At 68.4% G+C, this 21,243-nt stretch carries 26 protein-coding genes; 13 read left to right on the plus strand and 13 right to left on the minus strand.

From position 1 onward, the window contains the following. Nucleotides 1-23 precede the first annotated feature (23 nt). Complete coding sequence (locus tag FHG71_RS23995) at nucleotides 24-560, minus strand: UvrD-helicase domain-containing protein (protein ID WP_139082202.1); 537 nt, start codon at nucleotides 558-560, stop codon at nucleotides 24-26. Nucleotides 561-1,044: 484 nt separating this feature from the next. Between FHG71_RS23995 and FHG71_RS13415 the strand changes: the two genes are divergently transcribed. The 4 genes from FHG71_RS13415 (at nucleotide 1,045) to clpS (ending at nucleotide 5,351) form a co-directional block, all read left to right on the plus strand. Continuing rightward, nucleotides 1,045-1,833, plus strand: a complete 789-nt coding sequence (locus FHG71_RS13415) for a hypothetical protein (protein WP_139082203.1) — start codon at nucleotides 1,045-1,047, stop codon at nucleotides 1,831-1,833. A 389-nt stretch (nucleotides 1,834-2,222) separates the two neighbouring features. Next, a complete protein-coding gene (locus FHG71_RS13420) occupies nucleotides 2,223-3,449 on the plus strand; it encodes a putative DNA modification/repair radical SAM protein (protein ID WP_139082204.1) in 1,227 nt (408 codons plus the stop codon). A gap of 84 nt (nucleotides 3,450-3,533) precedes the next feature. Continuing rightward, a complete protein-coding gene (locus FHG71_RS13425; RefSeq protein ID WP_139082263.1) occupies nucleotides 3,534-4,982 on the plus strand; it encodes a UdgX family uracil-DNA binding protein in 1,449 nt (482 codons plus the stop codon). 69 nt (nucleotides 4,983-5,051) lie between these two features. Continuing rightward, nucleotides 5,052-5,351, plus strand: a complete 300-nt coding sequence (clpS, locus tag FHG71_RS13430; RefSeq protein ID WP_139082205.1) for an ATP-dependent Clp protease adapter ClpS — start codon at nucleotides 5,052-5,054, stop codon at nucleotides 5,349-5,351. 9 nt (nucleotides 5,352-5,360) lie between these two features. Here clpS and FHG71_RS13435 read toward each other — a convergent pair whose 3' ends face one another. The 4 genes from FHG71_RS13435 to ychF form a co-directional block, all read right to left on the minus strand. Continuing rightward, nucleotides 5,361-5,708, minus strand: coding sequence for an MBL fold metallo-hydrolase (locus FHG71_RS13435; protein ID WP_139082206.1), 348 nt, complete (start codon nucleotides 5,706-5,708; stop codon nucleotides 5,361-5,363). Nucleotides 5,709-5,785: 77 nt separating this feature from the next. Then, nucleotides 5,786-5,914 (minus strand): hypothetical protein, encoded by a 129-nt coding sequence (locus FHG71_RS24585; protein ID WP_281281968.1) that lies wholly within the window; start codon nucleotides 5,912-5,914, stop codon nucleotides 5,786-5,788. Continuing rightward, on the minus strand, nucleotides 5,915-6,121 hold the full coding sequence (locus FHG71_RS13440; RefSeq protein WP_139082207.1) for an MBL fold metallo-hydrolase: 207 nt from the start codon (nucleotides 6,119-6,121) through the stop codon (nucleotides 5,915-5,917). A gap of 242 nt (nucleotides 6,122-6,363) precedes the next feature. Then, the gene (gene ychF / locus FHG71_RS13445; protein ID WP_139082208.1) at nucleotides 6,364-7,461 is read right to left on the minus strand and encodes a redox-regulated ATPase YchF; all 1,098 of its coding nucleotides are present in this window, start codon (nucleotides 7,459-7,461) and stop codon (nucleotides 6,364-6,366) included. 122 nt (nucleotides 7,462-7,583) lie between these two features. Between ychF and FHG71_RS13450 the strand changes: the two genes are divergently transcribed. Then, a complete protein-coding gene (locus tag FHG71_RS13450) occupies nucleotides 7,584-7,931 on the plus strand; it encodes a VOC family protein (RefSeq protein WP_139082209.1) in 348 nt (115 codons plus the stop codon). Here the strand turns inward: FHG71_RS13450 and FHG71_RS13455 are convergent. Then, on the minus strand, nucleotides 7,928-8,131 hold the full coding sequence (locus tag FHG71_RS13455) for a hypothetical protein (RefSeq protein ID WP_139082210.1): 204 nt from the start codon (nucleotides 8,129-8,131) through the stop codon (nucleotides 7,928-7,930). The two genes, FHG71_RS13450 and FHG71_RS13455, sit on opposite strands and share 4 nt — an antisense overlap. Before the next feature lie 132 nt (nucleotides 8,132-8,263). Between FHG71_RS13455 and FHG71_RS13460 the strand changes: the two genes are divergently transcribed. From FHG71_RS13460 to trpA, 3 genes are all read left to right on the plus strand, one after another. Then, on the plus strand, nucleotides 8,264-8,695 hold the full coding sequence (locus tag FHG71_RS13460) for a VOC family protein (protein WP_139082211.1): 432 nt from the start codon (nucleotides 8,264-8,266) through the stop codon (nucleotides 8,693-8,695). Nucleotides 8,696-8,760: 65 nt separating this feature from the next. After that, complete coding sequence (locus FHG71_RS13465; RefSeq protein WP_139082212.1) at nucleotides 8,761-9,225, plus strand: VOC family protein; 465 nt, start codon at nucleotides 8,761-8,763, stop codon at nucleotides 9,223-9,225. A 136-nt stretch (nucleotides 9,226-9,361) separates the two neighbouring features. Continuing rightward, nucleotides 9,362-10,153 (plus strand): tryptophan synthase subunit alpha, encoded by a 792-nt coding sequence (gene trpA / locus FHG71_RS13470; protein ID WP_139082213.1) that lies wholly within the window; start codon nucleotides 9,362-9,364, stop codon nucleotides 10,151-10,153. A gap of 100 nt (nucleotides 10,154-10,253) precedes the next feature. Here trpA and FHG71_RS13475 read toward each other — a convergent pair whose 3' ends face one another. The 3 genes from FHG71_RS13475 to FHG71_RS13485 all read right to left on the minus strand — a co-directional run bounded on the left by FHG71_RS13475 (nucleotide 10,254) and on the right by FHG71_RS13485 (nucleotide 13,533). Continuing rightward, nucleotides 10,254-10,715, minus strand: coding sequence for a MarR family winged helix-turn-helix transcriptional regulator (locus FHG71_RS13475; protein ID WP_139082214.1), 462 nt, complete (start codon nucleotides 10,713-10,715; stop codon nucleotides 10,254-10,256). Next, the gene (locus FHG71_RS13480; protein WP_425467360.1) at nucleotides 10,708-11,865 is read right to left on the minus strand and encodes an Acg family FMN-binding oxidoreductase; all 1,158 of its coding nucleotides are present in this window, start codon (nucleotides 11,863-11,865) and stop codon (nucleotides 10,708-10,710) included. Before FHG71_RS13480 ends, FHG71_RS13475 begins: the two co-directional genes overlap by 8 nt. Nucleotides 11,866-11,991: 126 nt before the next feature. Further along, nucleotides 11,992-13,533 carry a putative bifunctional diguanylate cyclase/phosphodiesterase gene (locus tag FHG71_RS13485; RefSeq protein WP_176559421.1) on the minus strand — a complete coding sequence of 514 codons (1,542 nt, stop codon included), beginning with the start codon at nucleotides 13,531-13,533 and terminating at the stop codon, nucleotides 11,992-11,994. A 140-nt stretch (nucleotides 13,534-13,673) separates the two neighbouring features. Between FHG71_RS13485 and FHG71_RS13490 the strand changes: the two genes are divergently transcribed. Next, on the plus strand, nucleotides 13,674-14,849 hold the full coding sequence (locus FHG71_RS13490; protein WP_139082216.1) for an alpha-hydroxy acid oxidase: 1,176 nt from the start codon (nucleotides 13,674-13,676) through the stop codon (nucleotides 14,847-14,849). Nucleotides 14,850-14,853: 4 nt separating this feature from the next. On the opposite strand, the gene FHG71_RS13495 is transcribed toward FHG71_RS13490, so the two are convergent. Then, nucleotides 14,854-15,054, minus strand: a complete 201-nt coding sequence (locus FHG71_RS13495; RefSeq protein WP_139082217.1) for a hypothetical protein — start codon at nucleotides 15,052-15,054, stop codon at nucleotides 14,854-14,856. Nucleotides 15,055-15,271: 217 nt separating this feature from the next. Here FHG71_RS13495 and FHG71_RS13500 point away from each other — a divergent pair, with 217 nt between their 5' ends. Continuing rightward, nucleotides 15,272-17,194, plus strand: coding sequence for an alpha-amylase family glycosyl hydrolase (locus tag FHG71_RS13500; protein WP_139082218.1), 1,923 nt, complete (start codon nucleotides 15,272-15,274; stop codon nucleotides 17,192-17,194). On the opposite strand, the gene FHG71_RS13505 is transcribed toward FHG71_RS13500, so the two are convergent. After that, nucleotides 17,178-18,332 (minus strand): MFS transporter, encoded by a 1,155-nt coding sequence (locus tag FHG71_RS13505; RefSeq protein ID WP_139082219.1) that lies wholly within the window; start codon nucleotides 18,330-18,332, stop codon nucleotides 17,178-17,180. The genes FHG71_RS13500 and FHG71_RS13505 overlap by 17 nt on opposite strands. Nucleotides 18,333-18,435: 103 nt before the next feature. Beyond that, entirely contained in the window at nucleotides 18,436-18,756 is a 321-nt protein-coding gene (locus FHG71_RS13510) for a DMT family transporter (protein ID WP_139082220.1), read from the minus strand. Between the two features lie 207 nt (nucleotides 18,757-18,963). Here FHG71_RS13510 and FHG71_RS13515 point away from each other — a divergent pair, with 207 nt between their 5' ends. Beyond that, complete coding sequence (locus FHG71_RS13515; RefSeq protein WP_139082221.1) at nucleotides 18,964-19,578, plus strand: 50S ribosomal protein L25/general stress protein Ctc; 615 nt, start codon at nucleotides 18,964-18,966, stop codon at nucleotides 19,576-19,578. 63 nt (nucleotides 19,579-19,641) lie between these two features. Here FHG71_RS13515 and FHG71_RS13520 read toward each other — a convergent pair whose 3' ends face one another. After that, the gene (locus FHG71_RS13520; protein ID WP_139082222.1) at nucleotides 19,642-19,983 is read right to left on the minus strand and encodes an SMR family transporter; all 342 of its coding nucleotides are present in this window, start codon (nucleotides 19,981-19,983) and stop codon (nucleotides 19,642-19,644) included. Nucleotides 19,984-20,111: 128 nt separating this feature from the next. Here FHG71_RS13520 and pth point away from each other — a divergent pair, with 128 nt between their 5' ends. Together pth and FHG71_RS13530 are read left to right on the plus strand one after the other, a co-directional pair. Then, nucleotides 20,112-20,798, plus strand: coding sequence for an aminoacyl-tRNA hydrolase (pth, locus tag FHG71_RS13525; RefSeq protein WP_139082223.1), 687 nt, complete (start codon nucleotides 20,112-20,114; stop codon nucleotides 20,796-20,798). A 70-nt stretch (nucleotides 20,799-20,868) separates the two neighbouring features. Next, nucleotides 20,869-21,243 carry a DUF2237 family protein gene (locus tag FHG71_RS13530; RefSeq protein WP_139082224.1) on the plus strand — a complete coding sequence of 125 codons (375 nt, stop codon included), beginning with the start codon at nucleotides 20,869-20,871 and terminating at the stop codon, nucleotides 21,241-21,243.

The raw sequence follows: 21,243 nt of genomic DNA on the forward strand, positions 1-21,243 counted from the left end.
CCTCCGAAGTCGGGCCGGATGAATCAGCTAAGCCGCTGAAACGCCAGAGCGCTTACAGGTCCTGAGCCTAGACGTTCGGCGAGTTCACGGGCCGCAGTGGCGTTGAAGGCCAGAAGCAGGATCTCCTCGGGTTTGGCCAGACCTTCAAGCAGGAGATAGCCTGTCTTGGCCACCAGGGTGGAGGTCTTACCCGAGCCCGCGGCCGCGACGATTTGATCGGCGGCGTCCATACAGATGCACGCTTCGGCCTGCTCGTCCGTCAGCGGATTCTTCTCCACGGTTGCGAAGAAGGGCCTCAGTCGCTCCTTCTGGGCGGGCATGAAGGTGACATTGGCGGCCGCGAACTCTGCGTCGAGAGCCTTCTGGATGCTGTTCCGGCTTCGTTCGAACTGGCTCGACCGGATTATGTTGGTGCCCGGGTAGCTGTAGCTCGACAGAAGACGCGCTGCCGTTCCGGCTCGGATCCATTTGGAGCGGTCGATCGACCTATCCCATAGCGCCTTCCATTCCGGGAAGTCGTCGCTTGTCAGAGTTAGCTCGGCTGGACGAGCCGGCGGCACGTAGACCGGCCTCCGCAGCTCATCGCGAACCGACGATGTGCTGGAACTTCCGAGACCGAAGAGGGCTGCAATTCCCTGAGGACGAGCCACTCGATCAAGCTTCAGCTCGCCTCTGTTGTTTGAGTGATTGTAGCCTCGCGTTCCAAGGCGCGAGCCACGGCTCACCAATCGCCGCGTCCATGATGATCTCCCCAATATACTGCCTGCTTGGTCCAAGACCCCTTGGGCCAGCGTGGCCTGCCGGCGCCGACGGAACAAGGGCAAGCGGAGATCTGATCCGTGGCTTACTGGCAACCTATTGGACGGAGACGGCCATGGACTTCCCAGAGGCGCTGGCGACGGCTGCGCGATAGTCGGTCGCCCTCAGGGCAGGGTACCGCCGGCTCGACCGTCAGGGTCTCCATCCGGTGCTGAACGATTACCTTTTCGGTCGCAATCGAGCCTGATGCCCCTCTATAAATACGATGCAAGCTGGATAACGAGGATGACGCCGATACGCGGGGCTCTTTACGAGCGCAACCTCGTGCACCATGCGGAAGTGCGGGATCTGCCCCATGTCGTCACCAACTCCCTCCCGATCCCCTACTTCGGGGATGTGGAGGCCTACGATGCCTCCGACCTCCGCATCGTGACAGCCGCCCTGAACCCCTCGCGCGAAGAGTTCCCGGTCGGCGGCCCGGCGCGCTTCGACCTTAAGGAGGGGCTGTCCGGGCAGGAGGGGCTCGAAACCCAGCTGTCCAACTACTTCAAGCATAAACCCTACACGAGATGGTTCGGCAACTTCGAGCATGTCCTGAACGGGATGGGAGCGACCTACGGCGGCCACATGCGGGGCCGTGACAACCGCCGGACCGCCCTCCACCTCGACCTGTGCTCGCCTATCGCCACCAATCCCACCTGGTCCAAGCTCGACGCGGCTACCCGGGAGAGCTTGAGGGGACCGGGCCGGGCACTCTTCGAACTCGCCGTCCAAGCCCTCGAGCCTGACATCATCATCGCCTCCGTGGGTCCAAAGCATCTCACGGGGTGGCGGAAGGAGCTCGCACCGGGCCCACACTGGGAGGAGATTCTGGGCTACAAGGTGAAGGAGAACGGACAGCCGTTTGTCTCGCCCTTGGTCGTCTGCGTGACCTCGGCGGCGTTCGGCACAGAGCGGTTGATCCCTTTCGCGAACGGCTCCGCCTCCATCAAGCCGTTTGTCAACTTCGCCACCTCGCGGAAGCGGACGGCGGGGGAGGCGCTCCTGAGGTGGCTCAAGACCAACGGCGAATGATCGATAACTGAGGCTGCTGGGCGTGCTGCGAGGACTCGTCAGGCCGGTTCTCGGCGCGGAGCACTACCTTGGCAACTTTCGGTCAATTCGTCGATTTGGGCCGAAAAACCCTTATGGATCAGAGGCCTAAAAACCCTTAGCAGGGGTGTGCCTTCGACCACTCGTCCACGTTTCCGGGGGCGTGTGTAGGGGGACGGGCCGGGGAAAACAAGGCGAAAACGCCCCCCCATGGCAGCAAGCTTCTAAGATCGTGATCCCCGTTCGTGGTGGCCCCGATCCGTAAGATCCGTCGCCCGATCACCAATGAAGCAGTCGTTCCTGCCTGCCCGGAATGTGGGCAGACTGTCGCAGGCGTTGCACGAAAGCGGCATGAACATTACCTGAACGTTATGACAGCCCTGACCCTCCAAGAGAAGCTCGCGATCCTGTCGGACGCGGCGCGCTACGATGCCTCCTGCGCCTCCTCGGGCACAGCCAAGCGCGATTCGCGCGATGGCAAGGGCCTGGGGTCGACGGACGGCAACGGCATCTGCCACAGCTTCACACCGGACGGCCGCTGCGTGTCGCTCCTCAAGATCCTGATGACCAACTTCTGCATCTTCGACTGCGCCTATTGCGTGAACCGGGTGTCGTCGAACGTGCAGCGCGCCCGCTTCACGCCCGAGGAGGTCGTGGAACTCACGCTCGAGTTCTATCGGCGCAACTACATCGAGGGGCTGTTCCTGTCCTCGGGCATCATCAAGAGCCCGGACGACACCATGCGCGACATGGTCCGCATCGTCCGCACGCTGCGGGTGGAGCACGATTTCCGCGGCTACATCCACCTCAAGACGATTCCTGGCGCATCGCCGGAACTCGTCGCCGAGGCGGGGCTCCACGCCGACCGCCTTTCGGTCAACATCGAGCTGCCAACGGAGGCCAGCCTCGCCGCCTTTGCGCCCGAGAAGGACCCCGCCGAGATCCGCCGGCACATGGCCGACCTTCGCCTGCGCAAGGAGGCCGCCTCGGATACGACGCTGAAGGGCACCCCGGCGCCCAAGTTCATTCCCGCCGGGCAGTCCACGCAGATGATCGTCGGCGCCGATCCGACCGACGACGCCACGATCCTGAAGCAGTCCGCGCGCCTTTACGGCTCCTACGGGCTCAAGCGCGTCTACTATTCTGCCTTCTCGCCCATCCCCGACGCCACGGCCAAGCTGCCGCTGGTGCAGCCTCCCCTCCTGCGCGAGCATCGGCTGTATCAGGCGGACTGGCTCATGCGATTCTACGAGTTCGCGCCCGAGGAGATCGCCTCGCAAGGCAATCTCGACCTCGACCTCGACCCCAAGCTTGCCTGGGCCTTGCAGCACCGCGACCGCTTTCCGGTGGACGTGCAGCGGGCCGACCGCGAGATGCTGCTGCGCGTGCCGGGCTTTGGAACCAAGTCGGTGGACCGCATCCTGCGCACACGCCGCCACCGGACGCTCCGTTACGATGACCTCCTGCGCATGGGGACGACGCTGAAGAAGGCCCGGCCTTTCATCGCGCTTACCGATTGGAGCCCTGGCGCACTCACCGACCACAAGGATCTGCGTGCCCGCTTCGCGCCCGAGCCACGGCAGCTGTCCCTGTTCTGATCCCGCCACGCTCCGGGACCCCTTGCCAGACTCGGGCGTTGCTCTCACGTTGCGACTCGGATGCGCGAACAATACATGAACTCCATGCCCCATGTGACGCTTCCCAAGGTCGGCACGGCCGAGGCCTGGCGCGAGGCCGCGCGCGCCTGCCTTTCGGCCCGCATCCCGCCCGAAGGGATCACCTGGAGCCGCGGCCCGACCGAGGCCGTGCTCTTCACCGAGGACGAGGCGCCGCCCGCGGCCAAGGTCGGCGCCATCCGCGTGCCCGAGAGCTTCGTCCACCTCGCATCTCAGGTCGTCTGGCACAGCCACCCCGAGCGGTTCGCCCGCCTTTACGCCGTCCTTTGGCGACTGCGGACCGAGCCCCAGCTCATGCAGGACGCCGCCGACCGCGATCTCGTGGCGCTCCGGCAGATGGAGCGGGCCGTCCATCGCGATCTTCACAAGCTCAAGGCATTCGTGCGCTTCCGCGAGGTCGGCGAGCGCGCAGCCTCCCGCCGCAAGTTCGCCGCCTGGTTCGAGCCCGCGCACCATACGCTCGAACCCGCGGCCCCCTTCTTCGCCAGACGCTTCGCGGACATGGACTGGCTCATCGCCACTCCCGACCTCGTGGCCCGCTTTGAGGATGGCGTAGTGACATTCGAGGAGGGCGCCGAGCGTCCCGACCTCCCCGACGACGCAGCCGAGGACCTGTGGCTCACCTACTTCCGCCACATCTTCAATCCGGCGCGCGTCAAGGTCGACCGGATGCTCGCGGAAATGCCCAAGAAGTACTGGAAGAACCTCCCCGAGACCGCCGCGATTCCCGATCTCCTCCAGACGGCCGAATCCCGCGTCCGCGCCATGGCCGAGGCCGCGCCGACCCGTGCGCCCTTCTACGCCAAAGCCATCGCCGCCCGCCCCAAGCAGCCTGCCGCGCCTCCGCCCGACTCGGGCTCGCTCGCCGGCCTGCGCGCCGAGGAGGCCGCCTGCACACGCTGCCCCCTGTTCAGCGAGGCCACGCAGGTCGTCCCCGGCGAGGGGCCGCCCGATGCGCCCCTGATGCTGGTGGGCGAGCAGCCGGGCGACCAGGAGGACCTTGCAGGCCGTCCCTTCGTGGGTCCCGCGGGCCAGCTTCTCGACGACATCATGGTCCAGGCCGGCATCGACCGGCGCCGCGTGTTCCTCACCAACGCCGTCAAGCACTTCAAGTACACGCTCAAGGGCCGCCATCGACTGCACCAAAGCCCCAACGGCAGCGAGATCTCGGCCTGCCAATGGTGGCTCCGGCAGGAGATCGACCTCGTGAAGCCCCGGCTTCTCGTGGCCTTGGGGGCCTCCGCCGCCGAAAGCCTCACCGGATCACGCGATGGCATCCTGAAGCGGCGGGGCCAGATCGAGGACGGGCCCGAGGGCCTGCCCGTCTTCCTGACCGTGCACCCGAGCTTTCTCCTCCGCCTGCCCGACCCCGTGGCGCGCGAGATGGAGACCGAGCGCTTCCGCGATGACCTCGCCGCCGCCCGCGAGCATCTGGAGCGCCTGCTCGCCGCCTGACCGCCCCTTCCGGGATCGGGAGCGAATGCTATCTTGCAGGCGACCGGACACAGGACACCCGCCTCGGCCATGCCCGACCTCGTCCTCCTGCCCAAGCCCAAGACGCGGACCGAACGGCCGCGCCTCTACAAGGTCATCCTGCTCAACGACGATTTCACGCCGCGCGACTTCGTGGTGAAGGTGCTCAAGGCGGTGTTCCGAATGACCGAAGCCGAAGCGCTGGGCGTCATGCTGACCGCCCACCGCAAGGGCGCCTGCGTGGTCGCCGTCTACACGCAGGAGGTGGCCGAGACCAAGGCCCGGCAGGCTACCGATATGGGCAGCCAGGCCGGCTACCCGCTGGCCTTCACGACCGAGCGGGAGGAGTGACGCCCCCCTTCATCGCGTGAGCCCGGCGACGGCCCGTTCCGCCTTGAACTCCGCTTCAAGAGCTTCGCGCCACAGCCGGATGAAGCGCCGATACCCGTCCGGGTCCAACCAGGCCGCCGTGCCCCCGGTCGCGGCGCGCCCGCGCTTGCCCCAAAGATCGACGACCGGGTTGTGGGGCGGCAGCCAGGTGTCCGGGTGCAGCATCTCCAGCCGGTGACAGGTCTCCCGCAGGTCGCCGCCGATCCCCGGATAGGAGGGATCGACCTCGACGCGGGTGCCGGGATCGATCTTCGTACCGTCCGGGAACACGACGCGGTAGACCCGTCCGCCGCCCATCGCGAAGGTCGCGGAGCCCATCGTGTGCCCCGGAGTCGCGATGATCTCCAAAACGACCTAGCCCAGCGTTACGCGGTCCCCGCCCCTCAGCACGCGGTTTACTTCGACGGGATTGAAGGCCGTGTTGCGGGCCCGTCGGCGTAATGGAAGTCCAGCTTGCCCCCGCTCTCGATCAGCGGCACCTCGGTATCCAGCATGATCATCTGCGCGGCGGACAGATCTTTCATCTAGGCATGGCCGCCCACGTGATCGACATGGGCGTGCCCGGCCAGCAGGATCTCGATCTCCGCCGGATCGTGCCCCAGGGCCCGGATCGGCTCCTCGATCATCGGGCCCGAGCCGGGCATCCCCGTGTTCATCAAGATCAGCCCGTCGCCCGTCTCGATCAGGCAGATGCCAAGCCCGCGCGTCCCGACGAAGCTGATGGGTCCCACGATGCGGAACGGCTCCGCCGGCTCCTCCCACCGCCGCCCCTGATCGGTGGCGAGCGCGGCGGCCCAGTCCTAAGGCGCCTGAGCGAACGCGGGCTGACCCGTCCAGGCAAACAGGCCAAGGGTCCCCAGGCAGGCAAGCCGGCCTCAAGACCCTCCCGCACCCGTCCTTGAAACAGGAGCGACAAGCATACGGCGCCCTTACGTCAGCCTGTCCGCCGGTCCGGGATCGGGACCGACGCGCCTCAGGTGTTGAACAGGAAGTGCATCACGTCGCCGTCCTTGACGACGTAGCTCTTGCCCTCGGCGCGCAGCTTGCCCGCGTCCCGCGCCCCGGCCTCGCCGCCATAAGTCACGTAGTCGTCGTAGGCGATGGTCTCGGCCCGGATGAAGCCCTTCTCGAAGTCGCCGTGGATCACCCCAGCCGCCTGCGGGGCCAGCGTCCCCTGCCCGATCGTCCAGGCCCGCGCCTCCTTGGGTCCGACCGTGAAGTAGGTCTGGAGGTGCAGGAGTTCGTAGCCCGCGCGGATCAGCCGGTCGAGCCCGGCCTCCTCCAGCCCCATCGTCTCTAGGAACTCCGTCTGCTCCTCGGGCGGAAGCTGGGCGATCTCCTCCTCGATCCGGGCCGAGATCACGACATGGCTGTTGCCCTCGGCGCGGGCCATCTCGGCCACGCGGGCCGAGTAGGCGTTTCCCTCGGCCGCATCGTCTTCGTTGACGTTGCAGACGTAGAGCACGGGCTTGGAGGTCAGGAGCTGCAGCAGCCGCCACGCCCGCCGCTCGTCGTCGCTGACCTGCACCGTTCGCGCGGGTTTGCCATCGGACAGCGCGGCTTGGGCGCGCTTGAGCAGCACCTCCTGCTCCACCGCCTCCTTGTCGCCGCCCTTGATCTTGCGCTGGATGTTCTGGAGCCGCCGCTCGACCGACTCGAGGTCCGCCAGCATCAGCTCGGTCTCGATGGTCTGGGCGTCCGCAACGGGATCGACGCGGCCTTCGACGTGGGTGATGTCCCCATCCTCGAAGCAGCGCAGCACATGGGCGATGGCATCCGTCTCACGGATGTTCGCGAGGAACTGGTTCCCCAACCCCTCCCCTTTGGACGCGCCCTTCACCAGCCCCGCGATGTCCACGAAGGTCATCCGCGTCGGGATGATCTGGCGCGACTTGGCCAGTTCCGCCAGCCTGTCCAGCCGGGGGTCGGGCACCGCCACCTCACCCACGTTGGGCTCGATGGTGCAGAACGGGAAGTTGGCGGCCTGCGCGGCGGCCGTGCGCGTCAGCGCGTTGAACAGGGTGGATTTGCCCACGTTGGGCAGCCCCACGATCCCCATGCGAAAGCCCATGATCCCCTCCGTGGCCGAAACGCCGCGCTTCTAGGGCGACCTTGGCCCCACCGCAAGCAAGGCTTGGGAACAAAACAGGAACGTGGTAGTTTATGAGTCGCCCCAAGGGAAAGGAATCGGTCATGACCATTCCCCGCATCCGCATCGAGGGCCTGGACGAGGCGCGGCGCTCCTATGCCGCGATCTTTCGCCCCCCGGCCCGCTCCCGCGTCCTTTACACGGCCATACGGACCCGCTCGGGCTGGCGCCGCCTCGCCGATCCCGCGCGAACCGAACCCGGTCACGCCGTGGCGCTCACGCTCTCCGACCCGGGTGAAGGGCGGCGCGTGTTCGACGCCCTAGCCATTGGGGGGCGCGTCGAGACGCCTTACCAGCCCACGGTCTGGTCGCCGGGCTTCGGACGCCTCATCGATCGCTGGGGCACGCGCTGGATGGTGGATGCGATGCCGGCGCCGCGTGGCGGGGCCTAACGGTCGTATCGCCGGGCACGCCGGTCCTCCTGCCGCTGCCAGATGATGATCCAGGCGAGCAGCACGAAGATCGGATGTCCCAACCCGCCAGAGAAGATGATGGCGGGCACCCAGAACAGGAACACCACGACGGCCAGAAAGGGCCGACCTGCAAGCAGGATCGACAAGGGCGGGAGGAGAAGGGCGAGCAGGTAGTTCATGTCCCACCATCTAGGTGCGCGACGGTCCTCCTTCACCCGGCATCGGCAGAAAATGACCTAAGGGCAACTCGGCGCTTTGGAACGAAACATGAACATGGTAACCTGACGCCACCCAACCCGGAGGACGACGCCATGACCCCGATTCCTTATCTCTTCTTCAAGGGCACCTGCGAAGAAGCGCTGCGCGCCTACGCCCGCATCTTCGGCTCGCCCGAGCCCGAGCTGATGCGCGAGCGCGATGCCCCCGAAGGGCAGTCGATGGGCGGCCACCCCGATCACGTCATGCATGGCTCGGTGAAGATCGGCGACGGCCTGCTCTACGCCTCCGACTGGTCGCAGGCGCAGCCGATGGCAGGCAATTCCATCTGCCTCACCGTCCGCGACACGGCCGAGGGCCGCCGTCTGTTCGACGCCCTCGCCGACGGCGGCGCGATCGAGATGCCCTACGAGCCCACCTTCTGGTCCCCCGGCTTCGGCGCCTTCACCGACCGCTTCGGCACCCGCTGGATGATTGATACCGAACCGCAACAGGCCATGGCCGATCCGGCCTTTGCCATGGCCTGAGCGGCGCCGCGCCCCATCTTGCCCAAGGCCGGGCACCCCTGCCCGGCCAAGGACCCGAGGCTCCCATGCCCACGATCCCCTATCTCCACTTCCGGGGCGACTGCGCCGAGGCGCTGGCCTTCTACGCAGGCGCGCTGGGCGGCACCGACCTCGCCCTCTTGCGCTACGCCGACAGCCCCAACGCCTCCGAGGCGGCCAAGGGCTCCGATCGCGTCATGCACGGCCAGCTTCGCCTGGGCGACGGAATGCTCATGGCCTCCGACGTCCCTCCGGGGATGGAAGGCCACCCGCAGCAGGGCGTCTCGGTCATGCAGACCTTTCCGGAACCCGCGGCAGCACATCAGGCCTTTGATCGCCTGACCGATGGCGGCACGGTCATCCAGCCCTTCGCGCCGACCTTCTTCTCGCGCGGCTTCGGCATGGTCCGCGACCGCTTCGGCACCCATTGGATCATCTCCACGGCACCCGAGGCGGCGTCACAGTCCGCCGACCCCGCCGCCGTGGCCGAGACCGAGGCGCACCCGACCTGAGGGCGCCCCCGACAGGGCGGGCCGGTTTCTCCTCCCCCGGCCCGCCCGCCCCGGCCCGCATGCTGCCCGGCGGGCCGGGGTCCTTGCCTTTCCCCGCGTCCTGTCGCATCCCCGGACCGTCACGGGGGAGCTTGGCATGACACGCATCGACGACACCTTCGCGCGGCTGAAGGAACAGGGCCGCAAGGCTTTCGTCTCCTACATCATGGCCGGCGACCCCGACTTCGAGACCTCGCGCGAGATCGTCCTGGGCCTGCCCGCCGCCGGCGTCGACATCATCGAGCTCGGGCTTCCCTTCACCGACCCCATGGCCGACGGCCCGACGATCCAGCTCGCCGGACAGCGGGCGCTGGCCAACGGCCAGACGCTGGACCGCACGCTCCAGATCGCCCGCGACCTGCGCGCGACCGGCGACCAGACACCGATCGTCATGATGGGCTACTACAACCCGATCCACTCGCGCGGCGTGGACACTTTTCTCGCGCAGGCCAAGGAGGCCGGGATCGACGGCCTGATCGTGGTGGACCTTCCGCCCGAGGAGGACGACGAGCTCTGCATCCCCGCCCAGAAGGCAGGCCTGAACTTCATCCGCCTCGCCACGCCGACCACGGATGACCGCCGCCTGCCCAAGGTGCTGCAGAACACCTCGGGCTTCGTCTATTACGTCTCGATCACCGGTATCACCGGCGCGGCCGCCGCGCAGGCCACGGACGTGGGCCCCGAGGTCGCGCGCATCAAGGCCGCGACCGACCTGCCCGTGATCGTGGGCTTCGGCATCCGCACCCCCGAGGCCGCCCGCGAGATTGCCTCCGTCGCCGATGGTGCGGTGGTGGGCTCGGCCATCGTCGCCGAGATGGCGCAGGGACGCAGCCCGGCCGAGGTCCTGGCCTTCGTCCGCTCCTTGGCCGAGGGCGCTCACACCGCCTGACACGGGGGGCGGGACCTCCGGTCTCCGCGCCCATGGGTCCGGGCCCGACCTGCCAAGGGCCAGTCACCGAGCCCCGGACGTCACGGCCAGCCAGCCGTGCTCACGGCGGACCAGGACGGTCCCGGTCGGCATCGAGCGCCCGGCGCAGCGCCTCGAGTCCCGGCACCAAGGCCGCCATGGTTTCCTCGGGCACAAGCGCCGCAAGCCGCGCCACATCGGGCCCCAGCCCGGCGATGGCCTCCTCCCGGAAGGCGCGGCCCTCTTCCGTGATCCAGACGCGTTTGGATCGACCGTCTTCCGGGTTGGGCCGCATCTCGACGAGGTGCGCCCGTTCCAGCCCGCCCAGCGTGTGCGTCATCGTGGTCTTGGGCACTTGGAAGGCGCGCGCCAGTTCCAGCGGCGTGCGCCCGTCCCCTACGCGGATCAGATGGTTCAGCACCGAGAAATGGGACACGAGGAACCCGGACGGCAGCCGCGCCTCGAATAACGCGCGGGCGAGCTGGTCGATGATCGCCACTTCGTTGAGCACGCGGAACCACAGGTCCGTGGTGGTGTCAGGCATTCCGAATCTTCGACTCCAGCGACCAGCGGGGGCTCGGGGGGACAACCGCGCCGAAGCCCACCCGCGCGAACATCTGGACCGTCCCGCCCTCGGGGGCAAGCCGCGCATGGATCTCCCGGTAGAGTCCATCCATCTCGGGATATTCCTGCAGCGCCTGGCTCAGCGGCTGCACGCCCAACCCCTCGGTGGTCACCGCAAGGTTCACCCGCAGCCAGTCAACTCCCGCCGCCAACTGCCCGACGCGCGAGTTGTCCCGCGACACCAGCCACAGATGTCCCATCGCGCTGTCGGCATTGGCAAAGACCGCATCAAGCCCGGCCCGGTAGACCTGCGACGAAGGATCCGCCGCCGCCTCGCGCGTGAAGAGGCCCGCCATCCGCAGTGATTCGAACAGCGGTCCGGTGAAGTCGATTCCGTCGGGGTTCGCATCCACCTCGCGCCAGCCGATGCGGAACAGGTCCACGCTTTCCTGAAAAGTCCGGGGCGTTTCGACCTCGATCCGCAGCGCTTCGCGCGTGAGCGCGCGGAGAGCCACGACTTCGGCCTCCGTCACCGTGTTTCCGAAGCGTGTTCCTCGAACCACGTCACCGATCCGCTCCAAGGACGCAGCGGGCACGGGACGGGTCATGTCGAAAGGCTCCTTGTTCGATCTCCTGGCCAGCGCCTGCGCGAACAGCGGCTCTCGTGCGACATCAGGCTCCTTGAGGAACACCGCGCGCGCAACCGGCCGACCATCGAGTTCACTGGGGTCTTCCCCGTCCGGGAACGGAACGATCTCCACACGGTATCCGTCCGCGGCGGCCGCCATCCGCATCAGTTCCAGAAAGGCGCCGAGCCCGATGGTGATCTGGCGGCTGTACGGATCCGTTTCCGGCAGCAGCCGACCAAGATCGGCGCGCAGCGTCACGATGCCCTCCTCGCGCAGATCCGCGATCCAAGGCTGGCGATTGTGGGGGTTGGGCGCCAGCAGCGCCCAGGACAGGGCCCGTTCCCGCGGGCCCTCGTAGGTTCCGGCGAGTTGCCATGGACGCCCCGCCAGTTGTGGCTCGCGCGTTGCCGCCCATCCGGCTCCGCCTCCCGCCGCAAGAATCATGCCTCCGCCGACAAGGCCCAGCATTCGACGCCGCGTCAGGGTCATGGCCGCCTCCATAGTTTCACATCGCACTATATAGTACGATATGATACTAAAGGCAACGCCGTTAAGTTGAGCTTGGTGTTCGGCTCCCGTTCACAAGCCTGACCTGTGGCAGCGGCCGATCCTCCACGGCAGGCCACGTCAGCCGGCGTCTTGCAGAATTCCTGGCTCGTCGGCCAGCAGCTGCGCAATGCCCTCGGCCGGTTGCGGGCGCCCCAGAAGAAAGCCCTGTCCCCGGGCGCAGTGTCTTTGCTGCAGGAAGCGCAACTCCTCGTCGCGTTCGATCCCTTCGGCGGTGACGGACAGCCCCAGCGACTCGGCCAAGGCCAGGACGCCCGTGACGATCTTGCCCCGCTCGGGAAGCCGATCCACGCCGGCGATGAAGCTCCGGTCGATTTTGATATGGTCGATGGGGAGCTGGGTCAGGATGGCGAGGCTCGAAGTCCCGGTCCCGAAGTCGTCCAGCGACACCCGCACGCCGGCCTCCGCGAGATCCCGCACGATCCGCCGTGCCACGTCGATATCGGCCAGGACGGCCCGTTCGGTGATTTCGATCTCCAGCCGCGAGCCCGGCAGCCCGTGCCGCCCCAGGATCTCCAGGATGCGGCGGGGAAGATTCGGATCGGCGAACTGCCGGGGCGAGAGATTGAACGAGAACGGCAGCGGCAAAGGCCAGGCCGCCGCCGCCGCGCAGGCCCGGTCCAGCACCAGCTCCGACAGGCGCTCGATCTGCCCCAGCTCCTCGGCCAGGGGGATGAAGACATCGGGAGGCACGAAGCCGCGGCGGGGGTCGATCCAGCGCGCCAGCACCTCGACGCCGCGCAGCGACCGGCCGCCTATGGCCCAGATCGGCTGGAACCAGGGCGTGATCGCCCCGATGGCCAGCGCGACGCGCAGATCCTGCTCCAGCGCGGCTCGCTCCCGCTGACGATCGCCCAAGGGACCGTCGAAGCGGGACCAGCCGTCGCGACCGGACTGCTTGGCGCGGTACATGGCCTGATCGGCCATCCGCAGCAGGTCCGCCGACCCCAGTCCCGGCATCCAGTCAGCCACGCCGATGGAGCAGGAAATGCCCGCCGACCACCCGTCGAAATCGAACGGCTCCGTCAGGGCCTGCAGGATGTGCTGGGCCAGCGTCTCCCCCATTCCGGAGGCGTCGGCGCGCGCAAGCACGACCACGAATTCGTCTCCGCCCAGCCGGGCGACCATGGCGTCCTCGGGGCAGGTTTGTCGTAGCCTCTGTGCGACCGCGCGCAGCAGCAGGTCCCCCGCGTCGTGGCCACGCAGGTCGTTCACCGGCTTGAACCGGTCGAGGTCGAGAAGCAGCAGCGTCACGCCGCCCGGCCCCTCCCGTTCGGCCGCTCGCATGGCGTACTCGTGAACGGCGCGGCGGTTCGGCAGCCCGGTCAGCGGGTCCTGCAGGGCGACCCGCTGCGCTTCGTCCTGGGCCTCGCGGGTCTGGCGCTGGGCCATCGCCAGCCTGCGGTTCCAGCGCCACTGGAACAGCGGCAACGTCACCCCGGCCACGATGGAGATCGCGAAGAACTCGTCGATCTCCCAGTCCTCGTGCAGCCTGGAGAACTGATAGAGTCCCTCCAGAAGCTCCAGGCGCATGGCCAGGAGGACAGCCCCGGCCGAGGCGGCCAGCCACAGGAGCGCCGCTGGCTGAAGCGCACGTTGCAACAGGTTCCTCATTCCGATCTCACATTTGAGTCGGGATCAGTTCTAAAGGGCAAACGGAAAGACCCGGTTAAGGCCGCGAACGGTTCTTTCATCGGCGGGGGAAAGAACGCTAAATCCCTCCGATCACCTGCGAGAACCCCATGCCCGTCATCACCTGCATCGACGACCTCAAGCGCCTGCATCGTCGGCGCACGCCCAAGATGTTCTTCGACTACTGCGAGTCGGGCTCGTGGTCCGAGCAGACGTTCCGCGAGAACACCACCGACTTCGACCGTCTGCGTTTCCGCCAGCGCGTGGCGGTGGACATGTCGGGGCGCACTCTGCGCTCCACGATGCTGGGCGAGCCGGTGACGATGCCCGTGGCGCTCGCGCCCGTGGGCTCGCTCGGGATGCAGCGCGCCGATGGCGAGATCCTGGCCGCCCGCGCCGCCGCGCGGTTCGGCGTGCCCTTCACGCTGTCCACGATGTCGATCTGCTCCATCGAGGACGTAGCCGAAGCGGTGCCCCAGGCGCCCTTCTGGTTCCAGCTCTACGTCATGCAGGACACGGGCTTCACGGACGAGATCATCGAGCGCGCCCGCGCCGCGAATTGCTCGGCCCTCGTGCTGACGCTCGATCTCCAGATCCTCGGGCAGCGGCACAAGGACATCAAAAACGGCCTCTCCGCGCCGCCCAAGATCACGCCCCAGAACGCCTTCGACTTCGCCACCAAGTGGCGCTGGTCCTTCGCCATGGCGGGCACCAGGCGACGCACCTTCCGCAACATCGTGGGCCATGCCAAGAACGTGGGCAACCTCGCCTCGCTCCATTCCTGGACGGCCGAGCAGTTCGACCCCCGCCTCGATTGGGCCAAGGTCGAGCGCATCCGGGCCAAGTGGGGCGGCAAGATCATCCTGAAGGGCATCCTCGATGCCGAGGACGCGCGCCTAGCCGTCAAGGCCGGGGCCGACGCCATCGTGGTGTCGAACCACGGCGGCCGGCAGCTCGACGGGGCGCTGTCCTCGATCCGCGTCCTGCCCTCCATCGTGCGCGCAGTGAAGGGCGAGACCGAGATCTGGCTCGACTCGGGCATCCGCTCGGGCCAGGACATCCTCAAGGCCGTGGCCCTGGGTGCCGACGCCACGCTCGTGGGCCGCTCCTACGTCTACGGACTGGGCGCGATGGGCGAGGCCGGGGTGACCCGCGCCCTCGAGATCCTGCAAAAGGAGATGGACGTCACCATGGCCTTGTGCGGGCGCAGGAACCTTCAGGAGGTCGACCGCGACATCCTGCTGGTCCCCAAGGATTTCGAGGGCGAGTGGGCGCAGAACGCCTGACGGCTCAGGTCCGGCGCCCGGCCTCCAGCGGCTGGCAGGTCCAGCGCCGGACCTCCCATCCTGGATGATCGTTCAGCCATTCGGCCAGTTGCGGCTGCGCGCCCATGAGGCAGGCCATCAGTGACACGTCGGCGAACTGCATCGCCTTCTGCTCGCAGCGCATCGGCTCCGTGCCGAGACACACCACGAATGCCAGTTCGATCATGACAGGAAACCCCTTTCCACATTGCGTCGGACGCCCGACGCAGGCGAAAGCCTGCGCACGGGACCATGCCCCGTCCCGAAACGAACCGGAAATCCGGCCGAATTCAGGTCGCCTCCGCGGTGAAGTCGCGCAACGGCGGGGCCGGCACCGGGCGCTTGCCCGAACCGCCATCCTGCCCTAACCCGCCAAGGGTTCCGCGAGTCCCGGAGGACGCCCCATGGCCAGATCAACGACCGCCCCCCATGGCCCCGCCACCCCGCGCCGGGCGGCAGGTCCGGCCCCTGACCCGCTCTTCCCCCTGCGCTGGCGCCGGGCGCTCCGCGACCTGCGCGGTCCCCTCGCCCGACTCTATGGCGAGGCGCACGACGTCCCGGCTCTCCTGGACCGCATCCGGCGGATCGCCGAGGCCGCCTCGGTCGCGCGGCCCGAGGACCTGCGCGCTTTGGACCTGCGCCGCGACGTGGACCCCGAATGGTTCCTGAGCCAGGAGATGGTGGCCTACGTCGCCTACCCCGACCGCTTCTGCGGGACCTTGGCCGACCTGCCTCGGACCATCCCCTACCTCCGGGATCTGGGCGTCACCTATCTCCACCTGATGCCCTGCCTGCTGCCCCGTCCCGGCCAGTCCGACGGCGGCTATGCGGTGATGGACTACCGCCGGATCGACCCGAAGGTGGGCACGATGGAGGACTTCGAGCAGGCCGCCCGCGCCCTCCGGCAGGAGGGGATCTCGGTCTGCCTCGACCTCGTCCTCAACCACACCGCAAAGGAGCATAGCTGGGCCGAAAAGGCGAAGGCCGGCGACCCGTTCCATCAGGCCTTCTACCTGATGTTCGACGACGACCGCCTGCCCCGCGCCTACGAGGAAACGCTGATCGACATCTTTCCCGACCAGGCGCCGGGAAGCTTCACCTTCTATCCCGACCTGAACAAATGGGTCTGGACCACTTTCAACGAATACCAGTGGGACCTGAACTGGGCCAACCCCGAGGTCTTCCTCGCCGTCCTCGACACCATCCTCCACCTCGCCAACAAGGGCGTGGAGGTGTTCCGGCTCGACGCCGTGGCCTTCATGTGGAAACGGCTCGGCACGCCCTGCCAGAACCTGCCCGAGGTGCACGACATCCTGCAGGCCATCGTGCAGGCCACCCGCGCGAGCGCCCCGGCGGTGATCCACAAGGCCGAGGCCATCGTCGGCCCCCGCGACCTCGTCCCCTACCTGGGCCAGGGCGGGAAATCCGGCAAGGTTGCCCAGCTTGCCTACCACAACAACCTCATGGTCCAGTTCTGGTCGTCGCTCGCGTCCCGCGACACGCGGCTGATGACCCACGTCCTCCAGACCCACTTCCCCGAACGCTTCTCGCGCGCGTCCTTTGCCACCTACATCCGCTGCCACGACGACATCGGCTGGGCCATTACCGAGGAGGACGCGGCCCAGGTCCCTCACCTGCTGGCCCACGCCCACCGCAACTTCCTCGCGGACTTCTACAACGGCAGCTTCCCCGGCAGCTTCGCGCGCGGGGCCGATTTCCAGTCCAACGCGGAAACGGGCGACCGTCGCACCAACGGCAGCTTCGCCAGCCTCGCCGGGCTGGAGCAGGCGCTGGAGGCCGGCGACCCCGGCCTGATCGACCACGCCGTGGCGCGCGTCCTTCTGGGCCATGCGCTGATCGCCAGCTTCGGCGGCCTGCCACTCCTTTACATGGGCGACGAGTTGGGGCTCCTGAACGATCCCAGCTACCGGGAGGACCCCGACCTCGCCCCCGATGGGCGCTGGATGCACCGGCCCCGGATGCCCTGGGACCTGGCCCAGAGCCCCGCCGGCCCCTCCGCCCGTATCCTTGCTGGGACCAAGGCGATCTTGGCCGCGCGCAAGCGGCTCGACGCGCTGGCGGGCCAGATCCGCACCCGCATCCTCGACACGGGCCACCCGGCGCTTTTCGCGTTCCTTCGCGCCGACGAGCAGGACCCGGTCACCTGCGTCTTCAATTTCACGGAACGCGAGCAGCGCATCGCCGCCTGGGCGCTGCGACTGGAGGGCCCCGTCGTGGACGCGCTCTCGGGCCATCCCCTGGACTGGGAGGGCGACACGCTGCGCGTCGCCCCCTACGCTGCGCTCTGGCTCAGGCGGGCTGGCTGACGACAGGGCGTCGCGCCAGCGCCAGCGCCAGCGGCACCGCGCAGGCCACCAGCACCGCCATGGCGGTGAAGGCCCAGCGCAGACCCGCCGCCTGGCTCACAAGCCCCATGATGACAGGGGCGAAGAAGAAGCCCGAGAAGCCCATGACTGCCGCCCGGCTGATGGCCTCCGTGCGGAAATGCGCGGGCACCATCTTTCCCACGAGCGCGAGGCCCATGGGCCCGATCACCGACACGCCCAGCCCGAACATGCCGAAGCCCAGGTAGGCCACCACGGGCGCAGGCGCCCAGGCGGCGACCAGCGCGCCCGCCGCCGCCAGCGCCGAGGCCGCCACGACCACCTGCACCTCGCGCAGCCGCTCGGCCACCACCTGCCCGCCGAAGCGCCCGATGCTCATCGTGAGCCCCAGCATCGCCGGTCCCAGCGCGCCCTCGGCAGCCCGCCCGCCCAGCGTCCGCTCGATGTGGAGCGCCGACCAGGCCTCGGTCGCGGCCTCGGTCATGAAGGCCGCCAGCACCACGCCGCCGCAGAGCAGGATCGGCACCAGCGGATAGCGCCCCCGCCCGCCCTCCGGGTGCGGCACGACATGGGGCTCCTGCCGCATCCGGGGCACGAGGCCCACGACCACGACCACCGCCACGCACAGGAGCGCCCCCACCGGGGGCAGCCCCGCTTCGCGCGCGAAGCCCGCGAAGACCGCCCCCAGCGTGTAGCCCACCGAGAACATCCCGTGCGCCCCGTTCATCAGGCTGCGCCCCGTCTGCGCCTCCAGTTCGGACACGCGCGAGTTCATGGTGACGTCCAGAAGCCCCGAGCAGAGCCCCACGACGACGAGCGCCGCGAAGAACGCCGCCTCCGAGGGCGCCAGCGTCGGCAGAAGCCAAGCCAGCGCGAAGCAGGCGGCCAGCACCTGCATCGCCCGCGCGCCCAGCGCCCGGTCGGTCCGCGGCGCAATCCACATCGCGGACACGAGCCCGCAGGCCGAGCCCAGCAGCAGAAGCCCGAAGGTCCCGTCCGAGACCCCGAGCCCCCCCTTCACGACGGGAACGTAGGCGGCCCAGCAGCCCCAGAAGAGCCCCAGCGAGAAGAAGGCGGCGCTCGGCCGGGCCGATAGCCGGACGGCGGTCAGGATGGACATGGGATCAACCTGTTCGTGTTCGGAATGAGGCGCTTCTCGCAGCCCCGCCCGCCCCCCGCAACAACTCCGGCTTCACCGATTGTTACTCCAGCGGCAGGACATTTCAGCCCGCCGAGGACAGCTTCATCAGGACCAGCCCCGCGACGATCAGCCCGGCCGCCACGACCCGCCCCGGATTCAGCGGCTCCCCTAGGACGATCACGCCCACGGCGAAGGCCCCGACCGCGCCGATGCCGGTCCAGACCGTGTAGGCGGTCCCCAGCGGCAGCACCCGCATCGACCAGGCCAGGAGCGCGACGCTCGCCAGCATCGCGACGAGCGTGACGACGGTCGGCCCAAGCCGGGTGAACCCCGCCGACTGCTTCATGGAGAAGGCCCAGACCACTTCCAGCAGTCCGGCGACAAGGAGCGACATCCAGGCCATGCGGCCCTCCGCGAAAAGGGCCGGGCCGTCCCGGACGATGGTGCCAAGGAATGGGCGGGGCCGTCCCCGCGCGGGACATATGGTCCGGTCCGGCCGGCGCGGCAAGAGGGTCCTTCCCTTCCGCCGCGACCTGCGCTAAGGGGGCCGCCTCGAAGCCGGGCCGCACACCCTTGGAGGGCGGCCCCTTTTTTCATATTGGAGACTACCATGGCTGGTGAGGTCATCGATCTCGTGGCCCAGGTCCGCGCGGGGACAGGCAAGGGGGCCGCCCGCGCCGCTCGCCGTGACGGCGCGGTTCCTGGGATCGTCTACGGCGGCGGGCAAGAGCCGCTTCCGATCAACCTCGAATTCAACGCGTTGATGAAGCGCCTGAAGGCCGGGCACTTCCTGTCGACCATGTTCAACCTCAAGGTCGAGGGTCAGGCCGACCAGCGCGTCGTCTGCCGCGGCGTCCAGCGCCACGTGGTCAAGGACCTGCCGACGCACGTCGACTTCCTGCGCATCTCGCCCACGACGCGGATCAACCTCCGCATCGACGTGGTGTTCGAGAACCACGCCGCCGCCCCCGGCATCAAGCGCGGCGGCACCCTCGTGGTCGTCCGCCCGCAGGTCGAGCTGGAAGTCACCGCCGGCGACATCCCCGACCACATCACCGTGGACCTGACCGGCCGCCAGATCGGCGACGTCATCCACATCAACGACATCTCGCTCCCCGCCGGCGTCAAGCCGACCATCGAGCGGAACTTCGTCGTCGCCAACATCTCGGCCCCCTCGGGCCTGCGCGCCTCCGACGCGGTGGACGAGCCCTCGGCCGAAGCCTGAGCGGATCGCACCTGACGTTCGACCGGACGGGGCCCTTCGGGGTCCCGTTTGCGTTCGGGGCCCTCAATGCCCCACGGACTTGGAGAACAGGTTCACGACCAGCACCCCCGCGAGGATCAGCCCCATGCCGAACAGCGCCGGGCCGTCCAGCGCCTGCCCGTAGCGCAGCCAGGCCACGGCGGCGATCAGCACGATCCCCAGCCCCGACCAGATCGCATAGACGATCCCCGTCGGGATGACCTGAAGCGCGAGCGACAGGAGCCAGAAGGCCACCGCATACCCCCCGATCGCCACCAAGCTGGGGACGAGCTTCGTGAAACTCGCCGAGCGGGCCAGCGCGGTCGTTGCCACCACCTCGGCCGCGATGGCCACGGCCAAGACGGCGTAGATCTCGATTCGGCCCATGGCGTACCTCCCTGTTCCCAAGTCGTGCCACGCCGCCCCGCCGCGCGCGGCGGCCTCCGCGACACGGCCGCGCCCGCCCGCGACCTCCCCCGTTCCCTTCGGAGGGCCCGCGCACTACAACCCAAGCCATGAAACTCTTCGTCGGCCTCGGCAACCCCGGCGCGAAGTACGCGCTCAACCGTCACAACATCGGCTTCATGGCCGTGGACCGCATCGCCGAGGCGCACGGCTTCGGCCCCTGGCGGTCGCGCTTCCAGGGCCAGACCTCCGAAGGCACGCTCGGCGGCGAGAAGGTCCTGCTCCTCAAGCCCCAGACCTACATGAACGAATCCGGTCGCTCGGTGGGCGAGGCGATGCGCTTCCTCAAGATCGCCCTGCCCGAGGTGACGGTCTTCCACGACGAGATCGACCTGCCTCCCGCCCGGCTCAAGGTCAAGACCGGGGGCGGCCATGCCGGGCACAACGGCCTGCGCTCGCTCCACGCCCATGTCGGCGACGCCTACCACCGCGTGCGGATGGGCGTGGGCCATCCGGGCCACAAGGACGCGGTGCCGGGCTACGTGCTCCACGACTTCGCCAAGGCCGACCGCGAGGGGTGGCTGGAGGATCTGCTGCGGGGCGTCGAGGACGGCGCCGCCGCGCTGGCGCAGGGCGACGTCGCCACCTTCCAGAACAAGGTGGCCCTGCGCCTCAACCCGCCGCGCTCCTCCAGGCCCGCACCTGATGCCAAGGCTCCGGCCGCTTCCGCCGAGCCCCCGAAGACGACCTCGGACACCCGCAGCCCCCTCCAGAAGCTCGCCGACCGCTTCCGCTGAGGCGTCGCGCCTTGTCCGCCGGGCGACCCGACCCAATGTTCCGAAAGACCGCAACGCACCGGAGGACAGCATGGACAAGGATCCCTCGCTCAACGTGCTGGGCGGCGCCCTCGCCCCCTGCTCGCGCGATCCTCTCACCGGCTTCTTCCGCAATGGCGCCTGCGACACGTGCCGCGAGGACCGCGGCTCGCACACCGTCTGCGCGGTGATGACGGCCGAGTTCCTCGCCTACTCGAAGTACGTGGGCAACGATCTCTCCACCCCGCGTCCCGAGTTCGGCTTTCCCGGCCTCAAGCCTGGCGACTCCTGGTGCCTCTGCGCCGGCCGCTTCCTTCAGGCGCACGAGGAAGGATGCGCCCCCCGCGTGCACCTGGAGGCCACGCACCGCCGCGCGCTCGAGATCGTGCCGCTGGAGATCCTGCGCGCCCAGGCCGCCGAGAGCTGA

The sequence above is a fragment of the Rubellimicrobium roseum genome, assembly GCF_006152145.1.
Taxonomy (GTDB): domain Bacteria; phylum Pseudomonadota; class Alphaproteobacteria; order Rhodobacterales; family Rhodobacteraceae; genus Rubellimicrobium; species Rubellimicrobium roseum.